Genomic DNA, 23962 nt, shown 5'->3' on the forward strand with positions numbered 1-23962 from the left:
ATCACTTACGTCCTTTTGTTTCCAATCCATCTTCCAGCCCTTATCAGTCGATTTTAAATTTCTTCGGAGATCTCCCGGTAATCTGGGTGAATTTTCTATAAAAATACTCAAGCGTATTAAAACCGGACTCAAAACATATATTTTTAATCCCCATTTCAGGATTACTGATCAGAAGCTGCTTGGCATGCTCTATCCGCAGCTGGATGATATATTCCACAGGAGTACAGTTGTACGAATGTTTAAACTTTTTAAACAGATTGGCTTCACTCATTCCTGCAGTCACCGCAAGCTTTTTGATGGTAATAGGCTCTCTGTAATTTTGTTTGATAAAATGAACCACTTCCTGCAGGCCATTCTGTGCGGCTCCCGCTTTATCAGAATACAAAAGAATATGTTTTGCATTGGTTTTCATCAGCTCATAAATAAGTTCCTTCAGACTTAAGCTTAAAAGAAAATCTGACGTACCGTGAAGATTTCCGTCAATTCTTCTGTTATAAAGGTTCGTAAGGCTTCTCCACAAAGATTCATCCGAGCTTACAAATTTTTTAACTGCATTTTCTTTCATCATAATCCCCGTGCTGTCCCAATCGGGATGCCAGCTTTCAATCACCTCAGAGAATACACTGTCGATATATTCCTGTTCTATATTCAGTACGAGGCATTTGGTGGGTTCTTTGAGAACCGGGTGAATATCTATACGCAATTCCTTGTTACAGGGCGGAATAAATACACTTCTTTCATTAAACTCAAAAGTGTCATCCTCGGTGCGGATGATCTTATTGCCACTCAGCATGAGCGTGATGACAGGCTTTTCGAAAAAGAAAGGAAAATCATGACAAACTACATTCGTTTCAAATACATTCATTTCACCAAAAGGAATGCTGAAAACAGTTCTTTCTTCGATCTTTTCCATGATAGATAGAGTTTAGGTTAAAAAAAATAGAGAATAGGTAAATGATTTAGATCATGTTATTGCCATTTTCGAACTATGAAAAATACAAAATAATTTAAAACAATGGAAAATATATCAGCAGCTCCAGAAACTCAAATTAAAGAGACCTCATTTTTATCTTTAAATCCATCTACTTTAGAGGTGATAGGTGAAGTGGCCAATACTTCGCGTGAGGAGATTGATGACAAAATTGAGAAAGCCCAAAAAGCCCAAAAACGATGGGCAGCAAGACCGGATGCGGAAAGAAAAGAGATTATATTAAAAGTAGCGGAAGCTTTACAGCAAAATTCAAAGCATCTCGCAGCATGGATTACCCGGGAACAGGGAAAACCGTTAAGCGGTCCCGGAGCCAATTTTGAAATGCAGGCCTGTGTAGGCTGGACTCAGGTTCCCGCCTCGCTGGATGTACCTGAAGAAATTGTTTTTGAAGACGAAACCAGGAAAGATATTTTATACAGAAACCCAATAGGAGTGGTGGCCGCCATTGCTCCATGGAACTGGCCTCTGATGATCGCCATCTGGCAGATTATTCCTTCACTCAGAATGGGAAATGCGGTGGTTATCAAACCTTCAGAGTATACAACTTTCTGCACGCAGGAGATGATCAAAGTAATTAACACGGTGCTTCCTGAGGATATTTTACAGGTAATTACCGGCAGAGGAGAAGTAGGAAGTTATCTTACCTCACACCCTGAAATTGGGAAGATTATGTTCACAGGATCCATTGCTACAGGAAAAAAAGTCATTGAAGCTTCTGTTAAAAATATGGCCCGTTTAACCCTTGAATGCGGAGGAAATGACGCAGGAATTATCTTACCGGGATTTGATGTCTCAAAGCATATTGATCAGCTGTTCTGGGCAGCTTTCCTGAATATGGGACAAACCTGCGCCTGTTTAAAAAGACTATACGTTCATGAAAATGATTACGAAAAAGTCGTTAAGGCCCTTACAGATTATTCCTCCCATATTCCGATGGGAGATGGAGCTGATGAAGCCAGTATATTAGGCCCTATTCAGAATAAAATGCAGTACGACAAAATTCTGGACCTGATTCTTGATTCAGAAAAAAACGGAGCAGACGTTTTATTTAGAGGACAAAAGCCAGATCTGGAAGGATATTTTATTCCGGTTACGCTGATAGGAAATGTAGATAACGGACACAGAATTGTTGATGAAGAACAGTTTGGTCCGGTGCTCCCGATCATTCAATACAAAACACTGGAAGAAGCAATCACCAAAGCCAACAACTCGGAAAACGGGCTCGGAGCTTCCGTTTGGAGCGATGATCTTAACGAAGCTCAGAAAGTAGCTGCCCAGCTGCAGGCGGGAACCGTATGGATTAATCAGCATGGAGCGATCCACCCGTTGGTACCGTTCGGAGGCGCAAAACAATCCGGCTATGGGGTGGAATTCGGAATTGAAGGATTAAAAGCAGTCAGCCTTCCTAAAGTAATCAGCATCAAAAAATAAAAATCAAATTAAAACTCATGAAATACGATTTTATCATTGTCGGATCCGGCTCGGCGGGAGCTGTGATAGCAAACAGATTAAGCGAAAATGAAAATATAAATGTGCTCCTTCTGGAGGCCGGCCCTGATGATCAGGTTGCTGAAGTGCAGCAACAGGCAGGGTGGCCCGCGATCTGGAATACAGAGAGAGACTGGGCATATCACACCGTTGCACAGGAACATGCGGGAGGAAACACCAGGTATTGGCCTCGGGGTAAGACATTGGGAGGCTCAAGTTCTATTAATGGAATGATTTACATCAGAGGACATCGGCAGGATTATGATCACTGGGCTTATAACGGATGTGTGGGATGGGACTGGGAAAGCGTTTTACCGTACTTTAAAAAATCAGAGACCCATGAAGAAGGCGAAGATGACATTCATGGAGGGGACGGACCACTTTTTGTAAGCCGCATCAAACGGCCAAATGCCATTTCAATAAGCGCGATAGAAGCCTGTAGGGAACTCGGATATCCTCTGACCGATGATTTTAACAAAGAAATCTGGGGGGCAGGTCTTAATCACCTCAGTGTCGGAAAAGATAATAAAAGATGTTCTACTGCAAAAGCGTTCCTGGATCCTGTGAAATCAAGGGCTAATCTGCATATTCATACCCATGCTTTGGCTCAGAAACTCATTTTTGAAGGAGATGAATGTATTGGAGTTCAGTATTTGAAAGACGGTGAATTAATAGAAGCAAAAGCAGAAAAAGAAGTCATTGTATCCTGTGGAACCATAGAATCTGCCAAACTTCTGATGCTTTCCGGAATTGGTGACAAACAGGAACTGGAATCAGTAGGCATTTCAGTGGTAAAAGACCTTAAAGGTGTTGGTAAAAACCTTCAGGACCATCTGTTGACGAGCGTTATTTTTAAAGCTAAAAAAGAAATTCCTGCTCCGGAAGCCAATTTGCTGGAAGCTCAGTTATTCTGGAAAAGCAAAGAAAAAATGGCGTTCCCGGATCTGCAGCCTTTATTCATGGGACTTCCTTATTACAGTCCGGGCTTCACAGGACCGGAAAATGCCTTTACATTCTGCGCAGGATTTATAAGACCCGCCAGTAAGGGATACATCAGACTGACTTCTTCCGACCCTTCTGTATCACCGGAAATTAATCCGATGTATCTTTCAGAAGAATCTGATCTTGAAGCATTGTATCAGTGCGTTGAAATATGCCGTAAAATGGGCAAAACTGAAGCCATGAAAGAATGGAATGACGGTGAAATCTATCCGGGAGAAGGAAAAACAAAAGAAGAAGTCATTGATTATATCAAAAAATCATGCTCCACCTACCATCATATGACCGGAACATGCAAAATGGGAATCGACAGCCTTTCTGTAGTGGATCCTAGGCTGAAAGTGTACGGAATAAAGGGATTAAGGGTAGCGGACGCCTCTGTTATGCCGGATGTAGTTTCAGGAAATACCAATGCACCTACCATCATGATTGGTGAAAAAGCAGCCGATATGATCAAAGAAGATCATCATCTGAAAGCTTCCGGTTCGTCGGAAAAGTTAACACGTGTTTTGTAAGCAGGCTTTAGAACCTGAATGAACCGTTTCATGAGGGATGAAACGGTTTTTTTATCAAAAATTTTAAGATTGTTGAGATCAGAAAAGGCCGTAGCACTTACCTTTGTTTAAAATAACATTTCATGACACCAGAAAAAAAGAAACTCATTACAGACAGCTTCGGACGTTCGGAAACCTTACAGTTTTATAAAGCAGAACTGCTGGAAGTGGAAACCGATTTTATATCCATGAAGATTCCTAAAATGGAAATGATGACCAGAAAAGCCGGAATGTTCAACGGCGCCATGATCGCCTCTCTGGTAGATGTTTCTTCAGGATATGCCGCAGTGAGCCACTATCCGGAAGACTGCTATGTAGTGACCGTTGAATTGAAAGTGAATTATCTTCGTCCTGCAATGGGCGATGCGCTCGTATCAAAATCTTATGTGATCAAGGGCGGAGGAAAAATTGTTGTAGTAAGAACAGAAATCTATGTTCAGACAGAAGGATCTGATTCTGAAAGCCATGTAGCCACTTCACTGGTAACCATGATGAAAATAAAGTAAGACAGAAACGGTAATAAAAAACAAATTATTCCTAAAATAAAGGATTTCAAAGGTTTTTTTCCCCAGAAATGGAATACCTTTTGCTCCTTATACAGCATAACATTAAAAAATAACTCAATGAACTTAATTATCCGATTATTTATTACGGCAATTGTTGCTTATCTTTTAACGAAAATCTTACCGGGAGTACACTTTGAAGGTTTTTCTTCAGCCATCATCTTTGCAATTGTGCTGGGTGTTCTTAACATATTTGTAAAGCCTATTCTGAGTCTGTTTGGTCTTCCTTTAACGATTCTTACTTTAGGATTCTTTGCACTGGTAATTAATGCTGCAATTATCCTGATTGCAGACTATTTTATAGACAGCATGGTTGTAGATGGTTTCTGGTGGGCATTTATCTTCAGTATATTATTATCAATCGTAACCTCCCTTGCGAACTCAATGTTCTCAGATGGAGAATAAAATATAAATAATACCCTCATCAATAGGCTGCCCAAACGGGCAGCCTATTCTTTTCCCGGGAAGGGGTGCGGCTCTGTAAAGTGAGAATACAGACAAACAGAAAATTCGCATATGTAAAAGTTCTGTGTTTTTTCCGAGAAAGCTTTTCCATCAAAAAAGAATTTTAATGTTAATTCTTTCGTCCGTTTTTATTTTAAATATTAACTTTGGCAATCTTTGAATGTAATAAAAGGATCTCTTGAAATGATGACCATTTCAAAGATCTGTTAAAAATGAATATCAACATATGAAACTTAAGTACAGTCTGCTGGCTTTGGCAGCTCCGCTTTTAATGAATGCACAACAAGTAATGACGCCTGAAATTCTTTGGACTTTGAAAAAAGTTGGAGTACAGGCAGTTTCACCAGATCAGGGTTCTCTTATCTACAAAGTAGGACAGGTAGATCTGAAAACAGAGAAAACAAAAAACGAGAACTACTTTCTGAATGTTCTTAATAATCAGTCTTCCAAAATTGATTTCGGTAAAAAAGCCCTTATTCAGTGGGATAAAAACGGAATCTATGCTCAGGAAGGAGATAAAATTTTTCTTTCCAAAGATGCCGGAAAAACCTGGTCAGAATTCTACACCATCGGTGACGCAGACAATATCGTAATTGCTCCGGATGGGAAGAAAATTGCCTTCAGCAAGCAGGTATTGGTTGAGAAAGTAATGGGGAAAGACAAATTCAGCGATACGCCTAAAACTACGGCTCAGGTTTATACAGACCTTAACCACAGACACTGGGACTATTTCAATGAAGGAAAATACAATCACGTATTTGTAGTGAACACTTCTGATAAAGCAGATGCGGCTAAAGATCTTCTGGAAGGGAAAACCTGGGATTCTCCTCAAAGGCCTTTCGGTGGAGCCGAAGACTTTATCTGGAGCCCGGATTCTGCACAGCTTTTGTATGTGACAAAACCTAAAAGCGGAAAAGAGTATGCTACAAGTACCAATACCGATATCTTTGCTTACGATCTGGCATCAGGAACAACTAAAAACCTTACAGAATCAAACAAAGGATATGATGTCAACCCAAAATTCAGCCCGGACGGAAAATCCCTGATCTGGCAGAGTATGGCCAGAGACGGATATGAAGCTGATAAAAATGATGTGAAAATCCTTGACTGGAAGTCCGGGAAAACCACAAATCTTACATCAGGCTGGGACGAAAGTGTTTCCGGCGATGTATTCTGGGGAGCAGATTCAAAGACAATTTACTTCACGGCAGCATTCAGAGGAACAAAACAGCTTTTCTCGCTGGATTCAAAATCCGCAAAAGTACAGCAGATCACCAAAGGAGATTTTGATGTAAATGAAATCTTCACAGACAATAAATCTTCTCTTTTGGTTGGAAGAACAGATGTAAACCATGCTACAGAGCTATTCTCCGTCAATGTTAAAAACGGAGAAATGAAGCAGGTGACTGAAGCAAACAAAGAAACATACGCCAAGTTAGCTCAAGGGAAATCTGAGCTTAAAATGGTGAAAACTTCAGACGGTAAAGAAATGGGGGTTTGGTTCCACTATCCGCCTAACTTTGACCCGAATAAAAAATATCCGACTTTGGTGTACTGCCAGGGTGGACCGCAGTCTGCGCTTACTCAGTTTTTCAGCGTAAGATGGAATTTTGCCCTAATGACGGCGAACGATTATATCGTAGTGGCTCCCAACAGAAGGGGTATGCCGGGCTGGGGAACAAAATGGAACGAAGAAATTTCAAGAGACTGGGGCGGACAGCCTATGAGAGATTATCTGGCAGCAACTGATTTTGCGAAAACTTTACCATACGTAGATGGTGAAAGGGTAGCAGCGGTAGGCGCCAGCTACGGAGGATACAGCGTATTTATGCTGGCGGGAATTCATGAAAACAGATTCAAAACATTCATCGCCCATGATGGATTATTTGATATGAAATCATGGTATCTGACGACAGAAGAGCTTTGGTTTGCCAACTGGGATCTTGGCTCGCCATGGGAAAAACCACTTCCTAAAGCTTATACAGAATTTAATCCAAGTAATTTTGTGGAAAAGTGGAATAAACCTATTATGATTGTTCAGGGGGGAATTGATTTCCGTGTTCCTTATGAGCAGGGGCAGGAAGCTTTCCAGGCTGCAAAACTAAGAGGATTGAAATCTAAGCTGGTGTATTTCCCGAACGAAAACCACTGGGTACTTCATCCGCAAAACGGACTGGTATGGCAGAGAGAATTCTTCGACTGGCTGAAGGAAACTTTATAAGGAAAAATATAAAAAATCAATAGAAACGGGCTATTATCCTGAGTGCAGACGAAGGAAGCCCGTTTTTTTATGCCCAAAAACCCTATTGCTTTAGCCCAACCTCAATAACTTCTTTCTTCAAACTCCCAGCTTCCAGCTTCCTCATCTGCAAGAAATAAAATCTTTATATTTGATGATGCAAAACCGTATTTCTTCATTTCCTCCCATTATTGATGCTCACTCTGAAATTTTAATTTTAGGATCAATTCCCGGAGTGAAATCACTGGAAAAACAGCAATATTATGCCCATCCGCAAAACAAATTCTGGAAAATCATTTTTGAACTGGTGAGCGAGCCGTTTACAGAGGATTACACCCAAAGAATTCAGACCATTAAGAAATATCATATCGCGCTATGGGATGTCATTGATTCCTGTGAGAGAAAAGGAAGCCTTGATTCTGAAATCAGAAATGAAGAAGCCAATCAGATTGCTGAGCTGCTCGAGCAACATCCAAATATCAAAGCCATTTTCTGCAACGGCGGGAAATCCTACAAAAACGTACAGAAACTGCTCGGGAAAGATTATAAACTGCCCATTTTTTTATTGCCTTCTACCAGTCCGCTTCATACCGTTTCTTTTGAGAAGAAGCTGGAAGACTGGAAGAGGATTTTGGAGTTTTTGGTTTGAGAAAGTTTGAGAGTAGTAGGTTTTTAGAGTTTTAGATTGGTTGCGAGATTTCGAGTTTAGAGTTTTCGGGATGCGAATTTTAGGCTGAAATTTTAGATTTTTTTATGAAAAGACAAACTAGGCACTTTATTTATCCGTACACCTTGTCATTCCGCATGAATCTATGCGCTTACAAGCCAAACCCTCTAACCCTCAAGCCCTCCGACTCTCAAACTCATTTGCTCCCAAGTATTCCGTCAACCCCTTTAACAGCTCCAGCTGGTTTTTTGTCCGGTCCAGATTATGTTCCGGGTATTTTGTAGAATAATAGGTGCTTCCGTTCAGATAATCTGTTAGAAAGCGGATTTCCTGAATATAAATAGCGACTTGCGCTGCATAATCAAGATTTTCAGATTCTTCCGGTGTCAGTTTTTCCTTTAAATAAAACAAAAACCCCTCTTTTACCACCTTATACATTTCGGGATTGAAATTGTTTACAGCTTTTCCGTCGTCTTCTTTCGTTGTATTGGTATAAGACTGGATCATTGTTCCAAAATCATATAAAACAGGAGCCATCATCATGGTATCCAGATCAATCACCGCCAGCGGTTTATGATTTTGATCGAAAAGAATATTGCTGATTTTTACATCCGCATGGATAATTCTCTTAGGAATCTGATTGTTCTTCTCCATGTGAATCCATTGGTCTGGCAATGACAGAAGCCGGTTGGTGATTTCGATTTCTGCTCTGGCATTTTCCTTTAAGTGAGGCGAAGCATTTTTTAATGAGTTTTTATATTCTGTGACCCTTTTTTCAAAATTGAGAAAATCAGGTAAGGAATCTTCAATGGCCGGAAGTTGTTCGGTATTCACAGTATTCAGAAAATAACTGAAAGTTTTAGCCGCTTCAAAAGCCGCCTCCAATGACGGAGCGGAAAGAAAAGTCATACTGTTCTCTACGAAGCTCAGCATACGCCAGGGCATGCCGTTTCCATCTTCTATCAAAAACGAATGGGTCAGAGACGGGATGGGCTCAATAATTTGAAAATGATAATCGTTGGTCCTGAGAATTTCATTGATCATCAGATGATTATTGACAATTACTTCGGGCTGCTTAAATACATGGCTGTTGATTTTCTGGAGGATAAATCTTTTATTGCGGTCTTTATCCTCCAGAAGATAAGTTGTATTAATTAAACCATCGGTAATGGGAGTAAGCTTATAATTATTTGTACCGATAAACGCATTCACAATCTCATTTAGCTCCATAAATCTTCAGGATATCTGTTGTTTTTTATCTCTGAACTCAGAAAATCTTTAATTTCCTTTTTGTCATCTGCATAGGTAACTCCCATCCATTGGGAAGGAGAGGCTTTTACCTGTACTTTTACTCTGTTTTCGTCTATCATTCTCTGTACTGCTGAAGGAATATAGAACTCCTGATTCGGAAGCGGATCAGATTCAATGAAATCATAAAAATAAGCTTCAAGGTAACAGAAAATATGAGGGTGGAAAATAAAAAAATTCATGGATACCAACGCTTCCGGATCCAGTTTTATATTCTCTCCGTTTTCAATATATACGATAGAATTGTTTATCCGCTGAATGGATGTCTGTTCCACTACTCTGATCAGATAATTTTCAGCATCCAGCGTACATATTCCTCTTGCTACGGCGCCATTTCCGCTCAATGTAGTCCCTACGGGATAAGCAATCATCCCCAATTGGGTATCAGAGATATGATGATGATTAATCTCATGGGCAGCAAGCTGATACGCTTCTTTTCCATAGAAATCATCCGCATTGATCATGACAAATGGTTCCTGTATTGAATATTTTGCACAAAGAACTGCATGGGCAGTGCCCCATGGCTTCTCACGGTCAGGATAATCAAAACCTTCCAGTGAAATAGGAATGCTGTCCATCTCCTGATACACCCAGTGCAGCTCAAAATTTTTAACTTTTGAGATGCTGTTGAGTCTCCCGATATAACTTTCAGGAATCAGCCTGTTGACAATAATAACCACTTTTTGAAAACCGGCTTCCAGTGCATCAAAGATAGAATATTCCAAGATAGGAGAGCCGTTATTGAGTATTCCGTCTATCTGCTTGAGTCCTTTGTACCGGGTGCCTAAGCCGCCTGCTAATATAAGTAAGGTTTTTTTAGAACTCATCAGTCATTCCAAATACAGGTTGACGGGTTTTCCATTTTCCATTGGTGAAATCAGGGATATCAACCACCTGACCTCCTTTGGCAATAGACTCTTCACTCAATGGCGTAATTGAATACCATAACGCAAGATCATACACATCCATCGGGAATTCTATATTCCGTTTAATACATTCTATAAAAGTATTCATCACAAAGAAATCCATTCCGCCGTGGCCGGCTCCTGCAGCGGTATTTTCAAATTTTTTCCACATTGGATGATCATATTCTTTCATCCATTTTTCTGTATTGTCCCAACGGTGGGTATGGTTCATTGTTTTTTCAAAATAAATATGCCCCTGGTTGAATTCTCCCCATCCGAAATCCTGCCACAATCCTTCGGTACCCTGAACTCTGAAGCCCAAGTCATAAGGACGCTGTAGACTCGTATCATGAGTAAGAAGGATGGTTTCTCCGTTAGCGCAGGCAATCTGCGTGGTTACGATGTCTCCCTGATTGAATTTCACTTTGGCACTTGGGTGGTTTTCTCCGCCCTTTGGATGTTCAACGATGTATTTATGAAGCCCTACAGACTTTGATGAAAATGAAGATAATCTGGTTAACCGGTTTCCTCGGTTGATATCCATCATCATCGCAACAGGACCTAATCCATGGGTAGGATACAGCTCTCCATTGCGTTTCACATAATGTTCCGTTCTCCATTTTGCCTCACTGAATCCCTTTTCTCCGAACTCAGCACCGGAATTGTAAGGAGTAACCCCGTCATTGAAAAGAACTCCTCTCAGATCATGCTGATAACCGCCTCTTCCGTGTACCAGTTCACCAAACATTCCTTTACGGACCATATTTAAAATGGCCATGATATCTCTTCGGTAGCATACGTTTTCCATCATAAAGATGGGAACTTTTGTTTCCTCATATACTTTTACAAATTCCCAGCAGTCCTGAAGTTTGATGGCTCCGGAAACCTCCATGCCTACAATTTTTTTAGCACGCATGGCTTCTACCCCCTGTGTAAGATGCCATTCCCATGGAGTAGCAATTACAACAGCGTCTATTGTTTTTAATTTCAAAAGATTTCTGTAGTCATATTCCCCGTTAGAAAACTCCTGAGCCGCCGGTTTATTATTGTCTTTTAAGATTTTTTGAGAAGCTGCAAGCATTCTTTTCTCAGGATCGGCAAAGGCCACAATTTCTACATCATTTCGTTTTGCCAGTAATTTTACATGTTCCTGGCCCCTTAGACCCACTCCGATAAAACCTACACGGACTTTTTTATCTGTTTTAAAATCATTGGAATAGGCAAATAATGAATTGGGTAAAACCAGTGCCCCAAAGCTCGCCAAAGCGGCCGTCTTAAGAAAGTTCCTGCGGGAATTACTATTGTCCATCTATTTTTTTCCTAAATATATTAAAACTTTTGTAAATCCCGGTGGCGTGAGAGATAGTAAGTTAGAGGGTGAAGAGTTTGAGAGTTTGAGAGTTTTGTGATGCGGGGTTTGGGGTTTCGGGGTGTTGAGTGGGAGAGCTTCAGAGTAGGAGGGTTTGGGGGTTCAGGGTTTGGGATGCGAGTTGGAAGATGAAAGCGCAGATTTTCTGTAGGAATCTGAACATTGCATATTGCCTCCGGAAGAGAATTCTGGATGCTCTGCAATTTCACCCTTTCGCCTAAAAACTACTGATTAATCCATGCTTTTCTTAAAGCCAGCTGTTTTGCGTCGGGATTGGGTAGAGACGTCACTTTTCCAGTAGTTTCATCATAATTGAAACCTGCCTTTTCTAAATATTCTTTTAGAGGAACGGGCTTGGTGCCTTCAATATAATCTCTGAAAAATGTACGGATTTCCGGAAAGGTTATTTTGGTAATTTCGTCAAAAAGCTCATCATCATTGAAATATTTACCTGCTCCATACTTTTTCATAAGCATTTGCATCAGATCCTGAGTTCCTATTTTTCCGTTAGAAAGTTCTCTTAATCTTATATCCAGGCACAGACCAAGCAATGCTCCTTTCATATAGAAATTCATATACTGATCCTGCCTTTCCATAGATTTTTTGCTCATTTCCGTAAAGGACAGCGTGTTGTCAAAACTTTTCATGCCTTTGATTTTTTCTTCCAGGCTTTTTTCAAAATCTTCCAGACTGATCATTTTTTGCTTAATGGGCATATGGATGGTGGCATACTCAGTCATTCCTTCGTACAGCCAAAGATGTTCAGACATAACGGGATTCAGGAAATCATAGTGCTGAATTTCTCCCGAATGAATATTGAGCGGTGTAACCACATGGAAAAACTCATGGGAAGCAACCCTGTTTAGAGCATGCGGAATAAATTTCATATCTCCGGAACGGTACAGGCACACTGTAGAGTGAGAGTGTTCCAGGCCGTCTCCCAGATATCCGTTCTCATGGGAAGATTCATAATAAATCAGAAAAGCATATTTGTTGACAGGTAAGGTTCCGCCAAGATAATCCTGCTGATTTTTCAGAATGTTTTCTATTTCGCGGGCAATGGTTTTAGAATAATTCCTTTCTTTTTTGTTATAAAATGATACCAGAACTTTGGTATGGCCTATTTTCAGCCAGGTAGTATCAGGAACAGCGTATAAGACGGGAGCGTCTACCAGTTCCCGGTAATCCTTTGCCCAAACCATATCCGTATTTTTATTTTTCTGTTTATAATCCAAAGCAGATGACGCATAGAAATCCTTGTTTTTCGTAATGGTAATCTGATAGGGGATGTCTTTCATTTCCTCAAAATATCCCACCAGAGAATTATAATTGATCACAAAAACGCTGTCTTTGATAAACATACTGCCGGCAGATCGGGCTTCATTAGATTCTTTTTCCAGAGAATCCCAGCCATCCGCTACCTGATAAGATATTTTCTTTACACGATTAAGATCGTGCACCATCCAGCTGTTTTTATCCAGACGTTCGGTTTTTACTTTTTTGCCGTTTTTATCGGTAGCTGTGAAATCAGAAACATATTGTCCGAAATTCATGGCCTGATAAAATCCGGGTACCAGTTTGGGAATAATAAATTTGCCCTGCTGTAGGTTATTCTTAGGAGGCGAAAAAGAGACCCGTACTTCATCATCAGACATGTGAAGAAGATTTATGGTGTATTCGTAATTTTTCTTATGAGTCTGGGCAATCATCAGACCAGGCAGTATAACGATCACAAAAAATAACTTGATAAGGCTGTTCATGGGCTGTAATTTTATGATTACGAATATTGTAAATCACTTCTTAAGGTGAGTCTGCTTTATTTTTCCGTGTAATACACCTCTTCATAAGGCTGAATCAGTACCCATCCATGTCCTGAAAACTTCATCTGAAATTCTTCACCGCTTCCTCTGCCGATAAGGCTCTTAAAAGAAACATTGGTTTTCAGCTCCGGGATTAAGTTTCCGGACCACGCAACGGTAGCGTTAGGATCTGTGAAAACAGGAGTTTCGGGCGTTACGACTAAAGTGAGAGGATCACCGTGGGTGGTAATGGCGATATGTCCTGTTCCTGAAAGTTTTACCTGGAAAAGACCTCCGGACATTATTCCTGCAATACTTTTCAGCATTGTAATATCGGTTTTTACACTTTGTTCATGGGCAAGAACATCATTTCCGTTCACACACACAGATTCATTATTCAGGTATAAAATACGGACTTTCTTACCGGAATCAGCTACATAGAGCTTTCCGGTGCCTTCTGCTTTCATCAGGCTGGCTCCTTCACCGCTGATTGCTTTCTTCAAAAGATTTCCAATTCCTCCGGAAAGCATTCCCTGTCTTTCAAAATTGATATTCCCCACATAGCTCACCATACTTCCTTTTTTGGTCCATACTGCCTGATGATTAAGGTTAATTTCAAGGAGATGTTTTGTTTCCAGTTCAAAATAATCTCTCTGCTGCGGATTTTCTTTGGTTTCGTTGATAAATGCTTCAATTGAATATTTACTCATGATTATCATTTTTTGATTTGTTGTTTTTGTTGTGTTGTTATTTCAGTTTGTCGAGTTTATATTCCCTTTTGTTACTTTCAGGATTTAATTTGGAATGCTGCGGGTTGTTTTTCATCTTCTTTCTCATTGTTTTCATGATCATGGGTGTCATATTTTAGTTTTTAAATAATTGGCGGAGGTTTCAAATTAGGGATGATTTAGAAGCCAGACTATCAGTTAAGTACATTTTACTTAAAGGTTCTATATTAAATTTAAATTTTGCTAAAATTACTCTTTTTAAGCTTCGGAAATCCCCGTAAAATCACGGTTTTATATTTGATTGTAAATAATACTTGACAAAGGGGTGTTCAATGTCGTATATTTGCACTCCGAAAATTACACCTTGTAATTTCAGTAATTTTTAAACCGTAATTTAAAAAATGAAAACATCAGATTTTAATTTTGATCTTCCTGCGGAATTATTAGCAGAACACCCATCTGAACACAGAGACGAAGCGAGACTAATGGTACTTGATAGAAAAACACAGACTATCGAGCACAAATTATTCAAGGATGTAGTGGATTATTTTGATGAAAATGATTTGTTCATCTTCAATAATACTAAAGTTTTCCCTGCACGTCTTTACGGAAATAAAGAAAAAACAGGGGCTAAAATTGAGGTTTTCTTATTAAGAGAACTTGATAAAGAGACCAGAGTTTGGGACGTTTTGGTAGATCCTGCAAGAAAAATCAGAATTGGTAACAAATTATTCTTCACAGAAGATGAGTCTTTGGTAGCTGAGGTTATTGATAACACTACTTCAAGAGGAAGAACTTTAAGATTCTTATTCGACGGTTCTTACGACGAATTCAGAACGAAACTAAAAGAATTGGGAGAAACTCCGCTTCCAAAATATATCAAAAGAGCAGTAGAGCCGGAAGATGCTGAAAGATATCAGACGATTTATGCCAAAGTGGAAGGAGCAGTAGCTGCCCCTACGGCAGGTCTTCACTTCTCTAAGCATTTGATGAAGAGATTGGAGATCAAAGGGATCAATTTTGCGGAAGTAACTCTTCACGTAGGATTAGGAACATTCAACCCAATTGAGGTAGAAGATCTTTCTAAGCACAAAATGGAGTCTGAAGAGATTATCATTGATGAGAAAAATGCTGAGCTTATCAACAGAGCAGTAGAAGCTCACAAAAGAGTTTGCGCGGTAGGAACTACTACAATGAGAGCATTGGAAACTTCTGTTTCTTCCAACAAAAAGATTTCCGCTTTCAACGGATGGACAAACAAGTTTATTTATCCTCCGCACGATTTCGGAGTGGCTACTTCAATGATTACGAACTTCCACACCCCGAAGTCTACATTATTGATGATGATTGCTGCATTTGCTGGAAGAGATTTCGTAATGCATGCTTATGAAGAAGCCGTAAAAGAAAAGTATAAATTCTATTCTTACGGTGACGCAATGTTAATTCTATAAAAAAGTAAAAAGAGCCAAGTTAAAAGTAATACCAGTAGAAAAGAGACAAAATGATTTACTTATAAGAACTTTTACATTTGGGGTTAATTGTCTTAAGTTTTTAAGAACACTTCGAATGATTCTGAAAGTAAACTCATAAGATTTCAACTTGGAAAATCAGCTGCTTCAATAGGTGCTAATTATGAAGAATCCTAAGCCGGATCTTCTAAAGCTGATTTTGAAAATAAAGTGAAAATTGCTTTAAGAAAAGCAAGAGAAAGTCATTGGCTTCGGATTTTAGGAGGATTAGATGGTTATGATTCTGAAGATTTAAAACTTTATTGAATGAAAGTAACGAGTTGAAAAACATTTTGGCTGGAATAGTTAACAATACTAAACTTTAAAAACTTTTTACTTTTAACTTGGCTCTTTAATATTATGAAAGATATCCGCATATTATCATTAGACCAGCTGAAAGACTACTTTGTATCTTTAGGAGAAAAACCGTTTCGCGCGAAACAGGTCTATGACTGGTTATGGAGCAAAAACCTCCATTCGATTGACGAAATGACGAATCTTTCCAAATCACTTCGTGAGAAAATTTCGGAAGAATATACCATTAATCCTGTTTCCGTAGACCTTCTTCAAAAAAGCGCTGACGGAACCATCAAGAACGGAGTAAAACTGCATGACGGACTGATGGTGGAATCTGTTCTTATTCCTACAGAAACAAGAACCACAGCCTGTGTATCTTCGCAGGTAGGATGCTCGTTAAACTGCGAATTCTGCGCCACAGCCAAACTGAAAAGGATGAGAAACCTTGAGGTAGCGGAAATTGTAGATCAGGTAGCCCTGATTGACAGCCAGAGTAAAATGTATTTCGACAGACCGCTTTCCAATATCGTATTTATGGGTATGGGAGAACCGATGATGAATTACAAAAACGTAGTGGAAGCCATCAAAAAAATTACCCAGCCGGAAGGTTTGGGAATGTCGCCCAGAAGAATTACCGTTTCTACATCCGGTATTCCTAAAATGATCAAAATGCTTGCAGATGATGAACTGCGCGTGAAGCTGGCTTTGTCCCTTCACTCTGCCATCGAATCCAAGCGTAACGAAATCATGCCATTCTCTGATAAATTCCCGTTGACGGATATTATGGAGTCCCTTCAGTACTGGTATCAAAAGACAGGATCTGTCATTACTTTTGAGTACTGTGTATGGAAAGGAATCAATGACGGAGATGAAGATATTAAAGCTTTAATCAAATATTGCAGACAGGTTCCTTCAAAAGTAAACCTTATCCAGTATAACCCAATCGGGGATGGAAAGTATGACCAGTGCAATAAACAGGCAGAAGAAAACTATATCAGACAGCTTGAAAATGCAGGAATAACAGTAATGGTCAGAAGAAGCCGCGGAGGTGATATTGATGCCGCTTGTGGGCAGCTGGCCAACAAAACGACAGATTAAAATTTCCTTAAAAAAAACCTAAGACTTTCTTAATACATAGCTTAAAACCCTACCTTTGCACAAATTATTTTGTGATGATGGATTTTCTTATGAGCGAGGACGGGCTGGAAAATGTGTATGCGTGGGCTATTCCGTTGCATGCCACTGTTATTTTAGCTGAAATGATTTACAGCCACGTTTCAGAAGCTAAGTTATATAGCGGAAAAGATCTTGCCACCAATGTTTATCTGGCACTGATGAACTTCGGCCTTGACCTTATCATGAAGGCATTTGCCATGGGAGTCATGTTTTTCTTTTATAATCACAGACTTTTTTCATGGGATCTGAGTGTATGGTATCTTCTGGCTTGTTTTATCATTACAGATTTTGCCTATTATGTGCTGCATTATGTAGACCATCGCTCCAGAGCATTCTGGGCCGTTCATATTACACACCACAGTTCAGAATATTTTAACCTTACCACAGGGTTCAGAAGTCCTGTACTACAGCCGCTTTACCGGTATCTGTATTTTTCACCGCTTGCATTTTTAGGATTCAATCCATGGCATATTATGGTGGCATACGCTATAGGACAGGTATATGGAACATGGGTGCACACCCAGACTGTTAAAAGTATGGGCATTTTGGAACATATTCTGGTAACACCTTCTCATCACCGCGTACATCATGCATGCAATGTTAAATATCTGGATAAAAACATGGGAATGTGCCTTATTATCTGGGATAAGATATTCGGAACATTTCAGAAAGAAGATCCCAATATTCCTGTAAAATATGGAATTTATCCTAAAATGCCGGATAACAGGCCAGACACCGTGCTCTTTTATGAATGGAGGAAAATATGGAAAGATCTTAAACAGCCGGGATTAAAATTCACAGATAGAATCAACTATATTTTCAATTCCCCGGGATGGAGACATGACGGAACCGGAAAAACGGTAAGGCAGTACCAGAAAGAGTATTTTGCAAAACAGGCGAAAAAGAAAGAACAACAGCAAAATCAGGAACAGCAGAAATCTGCTTAACTTTCCTGATTTAAAATCAATAGAAATCTAAGGGAGAACGGGCTTTTTGGCTCGTTTTTCTGTTTTAGGCAGATGTCCACAACCGGATCTCAAAAATCTTACATCCATCATTTTCAAATACTCCAACTCAGAAACTCTGATAACAGCTCAGAATAAAATTCTATTTTTGTCTTATGAAAAAAATCCTTCTGATTGTTATTCTTTTCGCCGGTCAATCTGCATTTGCCCAGCAGACTGATTTCCTGAAAATAAAAAAATACAGGGTAGGTTATCTTGAGGATACTATTCAAGAGACTTCCGGACTTAATATTTTAAACGGAAAGCTATACACATTCAATGATAGCGGAAACCCTGCCGAGCTTTTTGAAATAGATAAAAAAAATGGAAAAATTATCAGAAAACTGAAAACCAATCTGATCAATACAGATTGGGAAGCTTTAGCCAGTGATGGTGAAAATTTTTATATCGGAGATTTTGGAAATAACGAGGGAACAAGAAAGGATCTGATGATCTACAAAGTTCCGTATCAACGTCTCGATGAGTCTACTACCATTAAAATTCCCGGTTCAGAAAGGTCATTTGACGGAACAAAAATTTTGTTTTATTATCCCGAGCAGACAGAGTTTACTTCCAAAAACATAAAGAACGACTTCGATGCGGAAGCCATGATCTATCTGAATGGAAAGCTCCACATCTTTACTAAAGAATGGGCCTCAAAATCAACCTCTCACTATATTGTAGATCCTGAAATTTCAGAACTGCAAAAAGCAGAAAAAACAGAAACCTATAAAACAGGCTTTGTAGTTACGGATGCATCATATTTTGACAAAAAGCTTTATTTGGTGGGCTATACCAAGAAAACTGAAGTCTTTTTAGATGTTTTTACAGAAACAGAACCAGGAATATTTTTTAAAGAAAAACCTAAGCATTATTACCTCGGAAGCGCGCTTTCATTATCGCAGATTGAAGGAATAAGTGTAGATGAATCCGGAATTTATATCTCTGGTGAAAAGTTCAGGTCTCCGTTGGGAACTACAAAACCTTCATTTTATTTTATTCCCAAAGATCAACTCAGGGATTAATTTTATCTTAATATTGAGCGAAAAAAATTATCTTTGTGAGAATTAATAATTATTCACCCAGCATTCGCAGATTGTGGCAAACATTGTAGAAGAGATTAAACGACCGATCAATGATGAAATGAAGCTTTTTGAACAGAAGTTTTATGAATCAATGCAGAGTAAAGTAGCTTTATTGGATAAGGTAACCCGTTTTATTGTTACCACCAAAGGAAAGCAAATGCGTCCTATGTTCGTGTTTCTTTGCGCCAAACTGGTAGGGGAAGTAACGGAAAAAACATACCGTGGTGCTTCTATGATCGAGCTCATTCACACAGCAACTTTAGTACATGATGATGTGGTAGATGAAAGCTTTAAGCGACGTAATTTCTTTTCAATCAATGCTTTATGGAAGAATAAAATTGCGGTTTTGGTAGGCGATTACCTTTTGTCAAAATCCGTTTTACTATCTACAGACCATAAAGATTATGACCTTTTGGGAGTAATTTCCAGAACTATCCGCGAAATGTCTGAAGGTGAGCTTCTTCAGTTGGAAAAAGCCAGAAAACTGGATATCACAGAGGATGTTTATTATGAAATTATCCGTCAGAAGACCGCTACGCTGATTGCTGCCTGCTGTGAAATAGGAGTTCTTTCCAACAACGCAGATGAAGCTCTTGCCAAGAAGATGATGGATTTCGGAACCTTTACAGGAATGGCATTCCAGATTAAAGATGATCTTTTCGATTATCTGAGTTCAAACGTGATAGGTAAACCTGTAGGGATTGATATTAAAGAACAGAAAATGACCCTGCCTTTAATTCATACCCTAAAAGCAGCCAACGAAAAAGATAGAAAATATTACTTCGATACTATAAAACGTTACAATAACAATCCAAAACGTGTGAAAGAGCTTATCGAATTTGTTAAAAGCTCCGGGGGACTGGAATATGCCATTACAGTTATGAAAGACTTCCAGCAGAAAGCGAAAGATATTCTGAATGAATTTCCGGATTCTGAAGCAAGAAAATCGCTACATATTATGCTGGATTACGTAATTGAGCGAAAATTTTAAATTAAATAATTTTTAGGGTTACAATAATAACAGCTAGAACTATACAAAATAAAGCGATTAAAAATAAATAATCCGCAATGTTCTCAAACGTGTGTTCGCGCTTTATATTTCTTGTTCTGATCGCCAGAAAAGAAAAGAAACAGCTGCAGGCAAAAAGAATACAGGCAAACCCGGCAAATTCGTCCAAATAGGTATTCTGACTGATCTTAGAGATTTTCAAAGAGGTAATAATAATCAACGAAAACCCTAAAAGATTGCTCGAAGCGTTCAAAATGTGAGGTGACTTTTTTTCCATCATTTACAATTTTAATCAAAATAAAGCACAATTTTTTTTATTATCAAATTTTTAAAAAAGATTATTAAAAATTAAAATTAATTTAAAAAGTGTATATTAGCAAAATACTTGAAGATTAAAAAACTTTTTTACTTAGCTATGCAAACAACCTATATTGAAACACAGCAGATATCCTTTCAAGATTTTAAAAATCAAATACTTGAAGACTACAGGTTAGGAAGGATCTCTCGTGAAATGTCTTATCTCGGAAGGAGAGAAGTACTCACTGGAAAAGCTAAATTCGGAATTTTTGGGGATGGAAAAGAACTTCCTCAGCTTGCAATGGCGAAAGTTTTCAGAAATGGGGACTTCCGTTCAGGATACTACAGGGATCAGACTTTTGCATTAGCAATAGAGGCCTTAACAGTAGAAAGTTTCTTTGCACAGATGTATGCGGATACCAGCGTGGAGAGAGAGCCTGCTTCAGCGGGAAGACAGATGAACGGGCATTTCGCAACAAGAAGTTTAAATGAAGACGGAAGCTGGAAAGATTTGACAGCTCAGAAAAATATTTCTTCCGATATTTCTCCTACAGCCGGGCAGATGCCAAGATTATTGGGACTGGCTCAGGCTTCAGCAATCTATAAAAGTGTACAATTTGAAGGGTCCGAAAAATTCTCAAAAAATGGGAACGAAATTGCTTTCGGAACCATTGGGGATGCCTCTACTGCAGAAGGACACTTCTGGGAGACTCTGAATGCAGCATGTGCGCTTCAGGTTCCTATGATTGTTTCAATCTGGGATGACGGATACGGAATTTCAGTTCCTACAAAGAACCAGAGAGCAAAAGCTGACATCAGCGAAATGCTGAGCGGTTTCCAGAGAAAAGAAGGAGAAAATCAGGGATGTGAGATTATCCAGGTAAAAGCCTGGGATTATCCGGCATTATTGGATGCATACGCTAAAGCAGAACATTTTGCAAGAACAGAAAGCGTGCCGGTAGTAGTGCATGTGATTGACGTTACCCAGCCTCAGGGGCACTCTACATCCGGATCTCACGAAAGATATAAAAACGAAGAACGTCTGGCCTGGGAAGCCGAGTATGACGGACTTGCAAAATTCAAAGAGTGGATTCTGAATTATTCTATCGAAATTGAAGGAAAAGAAGAAGTAATTGCCACTGCAGAAGAGCTGGAAGCAATAGATGATGAGGCTAAGAAGATTGCAAAAGCAGGGCAGAAAACTGCTTGGGAAAACTATCAGAAATCAATTTCAGAACTTATTCAGTCTATTCTGCCTTTGGTGGAAAATCTTAAAGGTCAGAATGCTGAAGTAGAGACCTATATTGCGAACTTCAGCAAACTTGTGTCAAAAGCAAAGAAGGATATCTTCCATTTGGTAAGAAAAACTTTACTGGCTACAAGGGGCACAAACTCGGCAGAAAGAACTGAGCTGATGCAGAAATACAATGAAGTGGCTGCAGTTGAAAAAGATAACTATTCATCGCATTTATATTCTCAATCGGAATGGAAAGCTGAAAATATTCAGGAAATCAAACCTGTTTATTCTGACAGTTCAGAAGAGGTGGACGGAAGAGTAGTGATCAGAAATAATTTTGACAAAATTTTTGAAAAATATCCTGAAACCTTAATCTTTGGAGAAGATACCGGAAACATCGGTGATGTTAACCAGGGATTGGAAGGAATGCAGGAAAAATACGGTGCTTTACGTATCGCTGATACAGGAATCCGTGAAGCAACGATCCTTGGACAGGGAATTGGTATGGCGATGAGAGGTTTGAGACCAATTGCTGAAATCCAATACTTAGACTATGTTCTTTACTGTTTACAGGGAATGAGTGATGATCTGGCAACAGTACATTACAGAACCAAAGGAGGTCAGAAAGCTCCATTGATCATCAGAACAAGAGGTCACAGATTAGAAGGAATCTGGCACTCAGGTTCTCCAATGGCGGGTATTCTTAACCTTTCAAAAGGTATTTTAGTATTGGTACCTAGAAACCTTACAAAAGCTGCCGGATTCTACAATACAATGCTTCAGACAGACGAACCTGCGATCATCGTAGAATGTCTGAACGGATACAGATTAAAAGAGAAACAGCCGGATAACTTAGGGGAATTCACTGTTCCTGTGGGGAAAATTGAAGTAACGAAAGAAGGAAAAGATGTTACTTTGGTAACATATGGTTCTACCTGGAGAATTGTAACAGAAGCAGCTAACGAATTGGAAAAATTAGGAATTTCTGCAGAAGTAATTGATATTCAGTCATTAATTCCTTTCGATTTATCTCACGAAATTGCTGAAAGTGTTAAGAAAACCAGCAGATTAGTCGTGATTGACGAAGATGTGGAAGGAGGAACTACAGGATTCATCTTACAGCAGATCCTTGAAAAGCAAAAAGCATTCAGATACCTGGATTCAGATCCGTTGACAATTTCTGCAAATGATCACAGACCTGCTTACGCAAGTGATGGTGACTATTTCAGCAAACCGTCTACAGACGATATGGTAGAAAAAATCTACGCTATGTTTAATGAAACAAATCCTCAGAAATATCCGGCGATATTCTAATTGGGATTTTAGATAAATTTTAAAACCGCTTCCTTTTGGGAGCGGTTTTGTTTTTAGGAAATTTGTACATTTAAAGATTTGTATAATGTTTTTTTAGCTCATCTTTTAAATCAATTCTATGAAACGGATATCCATCATATGTATTTTTTTTTGCATTATTTTTTTGTCGAGCACAGAACTCTAAAGAAACTGAAATTTTAAATCAATTAGATTTGGCTTTCAATGGTAAGCCCGGTTCATATTTCCCTCAAAAAAAATCAAATGAAATTCAATATAATTTTTTCATGGATCTGGAGCATGGCTATTTTTTGACAGCAGGAAACCGAATACATTTATATGGAAATGATGAAGGACAATGGGCAATAGTTTTTGAAAAAAATGGATACCAAAATAGAGCAGCACGAGCAGAAATAGAGCTTAATTATATTGGTAACTGTATTGGTTACTCTATAGAAAAACATGGAGAGATAAATTATATAAGTAATACCCATTATATTGTTTTAATTGATGGTGATGAATTCAAAAGAATTGAAAATAAAGAAGGAAGTGATTTAGAAACATTCGAACACATCGGAGAACACGTTAAAGACATAAAAATTAGGAATCAATTTGTTCCTTTTAATTCTAATTATAAAGATTATGAAAAAGCAGGAATTAAATTAGAAAACTTTGATAGTGGCAGAAGACTGATAGGATTTGGAGACTTGCTAAGATATTATAATGAAATAAATCCTTCATTACTCTATGCTTCGGAAGATGAAATAAAAATGCATATTCCCAAGAAACTAAAAAAAATAATGACAATAGACAAGTTTCATTATGACAGAGAAATTTTACCAAGCAAACAGGAAACCTATAAGATGATAGCCAAGGTTTTGGTTACCAGGGATTCTTCTTATTGGAAGCCTGCATTGCCTTTTAACAATCATTGGAGTAACTGGGAATCCGGAAACATGTAAC

At 38.9% G+C, this 23962-nt stretch carries 19 protein-coding genes; 13 read left to right on the forward strand and 6 right to left on the reverse strand.

Annotated elements, in window-relative coordinates:
• Positions 1-43: 43 nt before the first annotated feature.
• Positions 44-913, reverse strand: a complete 870-nt coding sequence (locus BLW74_RS05495; protein WP_089690414.1) for a helix-turn-helix domain-containing protein — start codon at positions 911-913, stop codon at positions 44-46.
• 102 nt (positions 914-1015) lie between these two features.
• Here BLW74_RS05495 and BLW74_RS05500 point away from each other — a divergent pair, with 102 nt between their 5' ends.
• The 6 genes from BLW74_RS05500 to BLW74_RS05525 all read left to right on the forward strand — a co-directional run bounded on the left by BLW74_RS05500 (position 1016) and on the right by BLW74_RS05525 (position 7948).
• Entirely contained in the window at positions 1016-2422 is a 1407-nt protein-coding gene (locus BLW74_RS05500) for an aldehyde dehydrogenase family protein (RefSeq protein ID WP_089690415.1), read from the forward strand.
• Between the two features lie 17 nt (positions 2423-2439).
• Positions 2440-3993: a GMC family oxidoreductase gene (locus BLW74_RS05505; RefSeq protein ID WP_089690416.1), complete on the forward strand. Its 1554-nt coding sequence runs from the start codon at positions 2440-2442 to the stop codon at positions 3991-3993.
• A 122-nt stretch (positions 3994-4115) separates the two neighbouring features.
• Positions 4116-4538 (forward strand): PaaI family thioesterase, encoded by a 423-nt coding sequence (locus BLW74_RS05510; protein ID WP_089690417.1) that lies wholly within the window; start codon positions 4116-4118, stop codon positions 4536-4538.
• A 117-nt stretch (positions 4539-4655) separates the two neighbouring features.
• Positions 4656-5000, forward strand: coding sequence for a phage holin family protein (locus BLW74_RS05515; protein WP_089690418.1), 345 nt, complete (start codon positions 4656-4658; stop codon positions 4998-5000).
• A 286-nt stretch (positions 5001-5286) separates the two neighbouring features.
• Positions 5287-7281 carry a S9 family peptidase gene (locus tag BLW74_RS05520; protein ID WP_089690419.1) on the forward strand — a complete coding sequence of 665 codons (1995 nt, stop codon included), beginning with the start codon at positions 5287-5289 and terminating at the stop codon, positions 7279-7281.
• Positions 7282-7453: 172 nt separating this feature from the next.
• Entirely contained in the window at positions 7454-7948 is a 495-nt protein-coding gene (locus tag BLW74_RS05525; protein ID WP_394331223.1) for a DNA-deoxyinosine glycosylase, read from the forward strand.
• A gap of 192 nt (positions 7949-8140) precedes the next feature.
• Here the strand turns inward: BLW74_RS05525 and BLW74_RS05530 are convergent, their stop codons facing one another.
• The 5 genes from BLW74_RS05530 to BLW74_RS05550 form a co-directional block, all read right to left on the reverse strand.
• Complete coding sequence (locus BLW74_RS05530; RefSeq protein WP_089690421.1) at positions 8141-9196, reverse strand: phosphotransferase enzyme family protein; 1056 nt, start codon at positions 9194-9196, stop codon at positions 8141-8143.
• Positions 9187-10101 carry a nucleotidyltransferase family protein gene (locus tag BLW74_RS05535; RefSeq protein WP_089690422.1) on the reverse strand — a complete coding sequence of 305 codons (915 nt, stop codon included), beginning with the start codon at positions 10099-10101 and terminating at the stop codon, positions 9187-9189. The genes BLW74_RS05530 and BLW74_RS05535 overlap by 10 nt, the downstream gene beginning before the upstream one ends.
• Positions 10091-11488 (reverse strand): Gfo/Idh/MocA family protein, encoded by a 1398-nt coding sequence (locus tag BLW74_RS05540; protein WP_089690423.1) that lies wholly within the window; start codon positions 11486-11488, stop codon positions 10091-10093. Before BLW74_RS05540 ends, BLW74_RS05535 begins: the two co-directional genes overlap by 11 nt.
• A 284-nt stretch (positions 11489-11772) precedes the next feature.
• The gene (locus BLW74_RS05545; protein ID WP_089690424.1) at positions 11773-13308 is read right to left on the reverse strand and encodes a M61 family metallopeptidase; all 1536 of its coding nucleotides are present in this window, start codon (positions 13306-13308) and stop codon (positions 11773-11775) included.
• A gap of 56 nt (positions 13309-13364) precedes the next feature.
• Complete coding sequence (locus BLW74_RS05550; protein WP_089690707.1) at positions 13365-14057, reverse strand: AIM24 family protein; 693 nt, start codon at positions 14055-14057, stop codon at positions 13365-13367.
• 419 nt (positions 14058-14476) lie between these two features.
• Here BLW74_RS05550 and queA point away from each other — a divergent pair, with 419 nt between their 5' ends.
• The 7 genes from queA to BLW74_RS05595 all read left to right on the forward strand — a co-directional run bounded on the left by queA (position 14477) and on the right by BLW74_RS05595 (position 23961).
• Positions 14477-15526 carry a tRNA preQ1(34) S-adenosylmethionine ribosyltransferase-isomerase QueA gene (queA, locus tag BLW74_RS05555; RefSeq protein ID WP_089690425.1) on the forward strand — a complete coding sequence of 350 codons (1050 nt, stop codon included), beginning with the start codon at positions 14477-14479 and terminating at the stop codon, positions 15524-15526.
• Between the two features lie 417 nt (positions 15527-15943).
• Positions 15944-16978: a dual-specificity RNA methyltransferase RlmN gene (rlmN, locus tag BLW74_RS05565; protein ID WP_089690426.1), complete on the forward strand. Its 1035-nt coding sequence runs from the start codon at positions 15944-15946 to the stop codon at positions 16976-16978.
• Between the two features lie 74 nt (positions 16979-17052).
• A complete protein-coding gene (locus tag BLW74_RS05570) occupies positions 17053-18003 on the forward strand; it encodes a sterol desaturase family protein (protein ID WP_089690427.1) in 951 nt (316 codons plus the stop codon).
• A gap of 173 nt (positions 18004-18176) precedes the next feature.
• Positions 18177-19085 carry a hypothetical protein gene (locus BLW74_RS05575; RefSeq protein WP_089690428.1) on the forward strand — a complete coding sequence of 303 codons (909 nt, stop codon included), beginning with the start codon at positions 18177-18179 and terminating at the stop codon, positions 19083-19085.
• A gap of 73 nt (positions 19086-19158) precedes the next feature.
• A complete protein-coding gene (locus tag BLW74_RS05580) occupies positions 19159-20136 on the forward strand; it encodes a polyprenyl synthetase family protein (protein WP_089690429.1) in 978 nt (325 codons plus the stop codon).
• Positions 20137-20569: 433 nt separating this feature from the next.
• Entirely contained in the window at positions 20570-23002 is a 2433-nt protein-coding gene (locus tag BLW74_RS05590; protein WP_089690430.1) for an alpha-ketoacid dehydrogenase subunit alpha/beta, read from the forward strand.
• 194 nt (positions 23003-23196) lie between these two features.
• Positions 23197-23961: a DUF7003 family protein gene (locus BLW74_RS05595; protein ID WP_394331225.1), complete on the forward strand. Its 765-nt coding sequence runs from the start codon at positions 23197-23199 to the stop codon at positions 23959-23961.
• The last annotated feature ends 1 nt before the right edge of the window (position 23962 follow it).

The sequence above is a fragment of the Chryseobacterium culicis genome, assembly GCF_900108365.1.
Lineage (GTDB): Bacteria > Bacteroidota > Bacteroidia > Flavobacteriales > Weeksellaceae > Chryseobacterium > Chryseobacterium culicis.

Bases quoted from the DNA above. Each gene is read 5' to 3' on its own strand.
- BLW74_RS05495 (WP_089690414.1), bottom strand. From the start codon at position 913: ATGGAAAAGATCGAAGAAAGAACTGTTTTCAGCATTCCTTTTGGTGAA.
- BLW74_RS05500 (WP_089690415.1), top strand. From the start codon at position 1,016: ATGGAAAATATATCAGCAGCTCCAGAAACTCAAATTAAAGAGACCTCA.
- BLW74_RS05505 (WP_089690416.1), top strand. From the start codon at position 2,440: ATGAAATACGATTTTATCATTGTCGGATCCGGCTCGGCGGGAGCTGTG.
- BLW74_RS05510 (WP_089690417.1), top strand. From the start codon at position 4,116: ATGACACCAGAAAAAAAGAAACTCATTACAGACAGCTTCGGACGTTCG.
- BLW74_RS05515 (WP_089690418.1), top strand. From the start codon at position 4,656: ATGAACTTAATTATCCGATTATTTATTACGGCAATTGTTGCTTATCTT.
- BLW74_RS05520 (WP_089690419.1), top strand. From the start codon at position 5,287: ATGAAACTTAAGTACAGTCTGCTGGCTTTGGCAGCTCCGCTTTTAATG.
- BLW74_RS05525 (WP_394331223.1), top strand. From the start codon at position 7,454: ATGATGCAAAACCGTATTTCTTCATTTCCTCCCATTATTGATGCTCAC.
- BLW74_RS05530 (WP_089690421.1), bottom strand. From the start codon at position 9,196: ATGGAGCTAAATGAGATTGTGAATGCGTTTATCGGTACAAATAATTAT.
- BLW74_RS05535 (WP_089690422.1), bottom strand. From the start codon at position 10,101: ATGAGTTCTAAAAAAACCTTACTTATATTAGCAGGCGGCTTAGGCACC.
- BLW74_RS05540 (WP_089690423.1), bottom strand. From the start codon at position 11,488: ATGGACAATAGTAATTCCCGCAGGAACTTTCTTAAGACGGCCGCTTTG.
- BLW74_RS05545 (WP_089690424.1), bottom strand. From the start codon at position 13,308: ATGAACAGCCTTATCAAGTTATTTTTTGTGATCGTTATACTGCCTGGT.
- BLW74_RS05550 (WP_089690707.1), bottom strand. From the start codon at position 14,057: ATGAGTAAATATTCAATTGAAGCATTTATCAACGAAACCAAAGAAAAT.
- queA (WP_089690425.1), top strand. From the start codon at position 14,477: ATGAAAACATCAGATTTTAATTTTGATCTTCCTGCGGAATTATTAGCA.
- rlmN (WP_089690426.1), top strand. From the start codon at position 15,944: ATGAAAGATATCCGCATATTATCATTAGACCAGCTGAAAGACTACTTT.
- BLW74_RS05570 (WP_089690427.1), top strand. From the start codon at position 17,053: ATGATGGATTTTCTTATGAGCGAGGACGGGCTGGAAAATGTGTATGCG.
- BLW74_RS05575 (WP_089690428.1), top strand. From the start codon at position 18,177: ATGAAAAAAATCCTTCTGATTGTTATTCTTTTCGCCGGTCAATCTGCA.
- BLW74_RS05590 (WP_089690430.1), top strand. From the start codon at position 20,570: ATGCAAACAACCTATATTGAAACACAGCAGATATCCTTTCAAGATTTT.